Below are 3,428 nucleotides of genomic sequence, written 5' to 3' on the forward strand. Positions count from 1 at the left end.
CCGCGCGAACCGCGCCGACAGCGCGTTCTGGTGTTCCGCCAGGATGTTGACCGTGAACGAAGGCTGATGCACCGTGCCCTGGAGCTGATGCTTCGTCGCACGGCAGTTGTCGCCGCTGTGGCTGCGCATTCGCGCCTTGACCTTGACGCTCACCTGTCCTCGGCCCCTCGAGACTGCGACTGGTTTGAGTGCAGCGAAGGCCTTTGCGAGCGTGGGTGCGGCAGTAGCGCGGGTCGTGTCGCCGGGTCGCTCCCGATCCAGATCAAGCGTGAACGCGGCACCCGCCGCCAGGTTGAAGGAGCCGTCGGCGGAGGTTCCGGCCTGCAGTTTCGATCGCTGCAGGTCGATGAGCACGCCAATGGGCCTGCCAAGATCGGCCTCGATCGATCGGGTCAATGGCCAGACGCTACCGGCAGTCTACATGTGTGCCGTGGTTGAAGGTCAATCGGAACAGGTGCGCACCGGCCCTCAAGAGAGCCTCGGCGTGGTAGCGCGGTCGGCGCTTGCAGAAATCACGGCAGGGACGCTCTTCGCGGTGCAGGGTAGGTCCGCTTTCAACTGACGGTGGCGCGCCCGTCGATCAAGATGGCGCGGAAGTCGTTCACGTTGGTCATTGTTGGACCGGTCACGACCGAGTCGCCCAGCGCCTCGAAGAAACAGTGCCCATCGTTGTGGTCGAGGCTCTCGCGTGGTTTTAGGCCCAGCGCCCGTGCGCGCGCCAACGTGTCGGGCGTGACGATGGCACCGGCGGTCTCCTCGGCCCCATCGACGCCATCGGTGTCGCAGGCGATGGCCTGCACTCCCGGCAGACCGTCGAGCGCAACCGCCAGCGATAGCAGGAACTCGACGTTGCGCCCGCCGCGGCCGCGGCCGCGCACCGTCACCGTCGTCTCGCCGCCCGACAGTAGCACGCATGGCGGGGCGAATGGCTGGCCGCGCAGCGCGACCTGGCGCGCAATTGCGGCCAGGGTCTTGCCCACGTCTCGCGCCTCGCCTTCCAGGCTGTCGCCCAGGATGTGGGCCGGCAGGCCAGCCTCGCGCGCCACCCTCGCAGCGGCCTCCAGTGCAATCTGCGGCGCGGTGACCATCCGCACCTCGTGCCGGTAAAGTTGTGGGTCCCCGGGCTTCGCGGTTTCGCCGGCGCCGCTGACCAGGAGCTCGCGTGCGGCCGCCGGCAGTGCGATGCCATAGCGCTCGACGACCGCCAGCGCGTCGGCACAGGTGCTGGGGTCGGCCACCGTGGGGCCGGAAGCGATGTCTACCGGTGCGTCGCCCGGCACATCCGACATCAGCAGGGTGACAACCTTTGCAGGGTGGCAGGCTGCGGCTAGCCGCCCACCCTTCAGCGCTGAGAGGTGACGGCGCACGCAATTCATCTCGGAGATGCTCGCACCGCTGCTGAGCAAGGCCGTGTTGACGGCCTGCTTGTCTGCCAACGTGAGCCCGGTCGCTGGGGCCACCAGCAGGGATGACCCGCCGCCGGAAATGAGCGCGACCACAAGATCGTCCGGCGTCAGGCCCGCCACCAATTCGCGGATGCGGCCTGCCGCGTCCAGCCCCTGCGCGTCGGGCACCGGGTGACTGGCTTCCACGATCTCGATGCGCCGGCACGCCACGCCGTAGCCGTGGCGCGTGACCACGAGGCCTTCGAGCGGGCTGGGCCAGTGATCCTCGAAGACGCGCGCCATCGCCGCAGAGGCCTTGCCAGCGCCGATGACAATGGTGCGGCCCTGGGGTGGCGGCGGCAGGTGCGGGGGCAGGCATCGCGCAGGCTGTGCCGCCGCCACCGCGGCGTCGAACATCGCGCGCAGCAGCGGCCGCAGGTCCGCTGGATTCACGCTGTGGCTACCGGATGATCTGCCATGAGCTCCAGCGCCCGCACGAGTGCCGAGTGGTCCAGATCAGCCATGCCGTTGGCCGCACACGCCTGCATCAGCTGCGCGGCGCCGGCGGTCTGGGGAAGCGCCACGCCCAGTTCTCGGGCGCCTTGCAGCGCCAGGTTCAGGTCCTTCTGGTGCAGCCGGATGCGGAATCCCGGCTCAAACGTGCGCTTGACCATCCGCTCGCCATGCACTTCCAGGATACGGCTGGATGCGAATCCGCCCATCAGCGCCTGCCTGACCTTGGCCGGGTCGGCCCCCGCCTTGCTGGCGAACAGCAGTGCCTCGCCGACCGCCGCAATGTTGAGCGCGACGATGATCTGGTTGGCAACCTTGGTTGTCTGGCCGTCGCCGTTGCCGCCCACCAGGGTGATGTTCTTGCCCATGAGTTCAAGCAGCGGCCTGACCTCGTCGAAGGTCGACTGGCTGCCGCCGCACATGATGGTGAGCGACGCAGCCTTGGCCCCGACCTCGCCACCCGAGACGGGGGCATCCAGGTACTCCGCCCCTGCATCGTTGATGCGCTTGGCAAACACCTTGGTCGCCATGGGCGAGATCGAGCTCATGTCGACCACGACCTTCTTGCGACTGCCGGCCAGCCCCGCCGCGACGCCCTGTTCGCCAAACAGCACAGTCTCGACGTCAGGTGTGTCGGGCACCATGATGAAGATGACGTCGGTGTTCTGCGCCACTTCAAGGCCGCTGGCGCAGACCGTGGCTTTGTCTGCCACTGCCTGGGGCACTTTGCCAACGGTGTTGACCCACAGCGTGTGACCCGCTTCGACGAGGTGAAGGGCCATTGGCGTCCCCATGATGCCAAGGCCGATGAATCCGAGGTTCATTGCAATACTCACTGGGATGTTGTTCAAGACGACTGCAAGTTGCGCGCTCCCGCAAAGGCCTGTGCGCGTCAGCCATGCACACCAAACAGCGCAGCCCCACGGCATGACCACGGGAGCTGCACGCCTGGCCAGCCTTAGAAGGCGACCATCACGCCGACGTCGACAGCCTTGGCTCTGGTCTTCGTCGGGTTGCTCGCCTTGCTGGTGGCCGCGTCGACATAGAGCTTGGTGCTGTAGGACTCCGTACCGGTCCGGACGCGCTTCAGAAAGTAGTGGTAGCCCACGCCGAACTTGGTCAGGTCCTGCGCATTGGGGCCAGATTGATTCACCTGTGCGACAAGCGCCTTGAGTTCACCTCCAAACAGCGGTGCTGTCATCCCCAAGGACGCGACATTGGAGTCGAGCACGCCGGTCGCGACACCGAGCTTTGCGCGCGTGATCGACAGGATGGGCTTCACCACACCGAAGTCGTACCAAGCGGTCGCGATTGCCAAGCGCTGCCCTTCTGACGCGTTTGCGCCCGACGGATTCGACGTGGTGTGATCAACGCCGATGCCGGCATACAAGGGCCCGCTGACGTAGTCCACGTAGCCGCTGTTCTGATAGCCAACGCCACTGACGCCGGTCTGTATGGCAGCGTTGTTCTCTGCGAGGCTGAAACCCCAGGACGCCTGCACACCGGACATGCGCTCGGAGCGAACCACCA

3 protein-coding genes and 1 pseudogene are annotated in these 3,428 nt (G+C 66.6%); all 4 read right to left on the reverse strand.

Going from position 1 to position 3,428, the window contains the following annotated elements; genetic code table 11:
• Positions 1-396 (reverse strand): annotated as a pseudogene (locus RMP06_RS21485) (hypothetical protein); the annotation flags it as partial.
• 158 nt (positions 397-554) lie between these two features.
• Entirely contained in the window at positions 555-1,802 is a 1,248-nt protein-coding gene (locus tag RMP06_RS18145; RefSeq protein ID WP_409050199.1) for a glycerate kinase type-2 family protein, read from the reverse strand.
• A 32-nt stretch (positions 1,803-1,834) separates the two neighbouring features.
• Positions 1,835-2,722: a 2-hydroxy-3-oxopropionate reductase gene (locus RMP06_RS18150; RefSeq protein WP_310463200.1), complete on the reverse strand. Its 888-nt coding sequence runs from the start codon at positions 2,720-2,722 to the stop codon at positions 1,835-1,837.
• Positions 2,723-2,856: 134 nt separating this feature from the next.
• The coding region (locus tag RMP06_RS18155) for a porin (RefSeq protein ID WP_310463201.1) at positions 2,857-3,428 on the reverse strand (572 nt) is incomplete at its 5' end.

The organism is Sphaerotilus sp. (genome assembly GCF_031429695.1).
Classification (GTDB): domain Bacteria; phylum Pseudomonadota; class Gammaproteobacteria; order Burkholderiales; family Burkholderiaceae_C; genus Sphaerotilus.

Coding starts and splice junctions, on each gene's coding strand:
- RMP06_RS18145 (WP_409050199.1), bottom strand. CDS start 1,802: ATGTTCGACGCCGCGGTGGCGGCGGCACAGCCTGCGCGATGCCTGCCC.
- RMP06_RS18150 (WP_310463200.1), bottom strand. CDS start 2,722: ATGAACCTCGGATTCATCGGCCTTGGCATCATGGGGACGCCAATGGCC.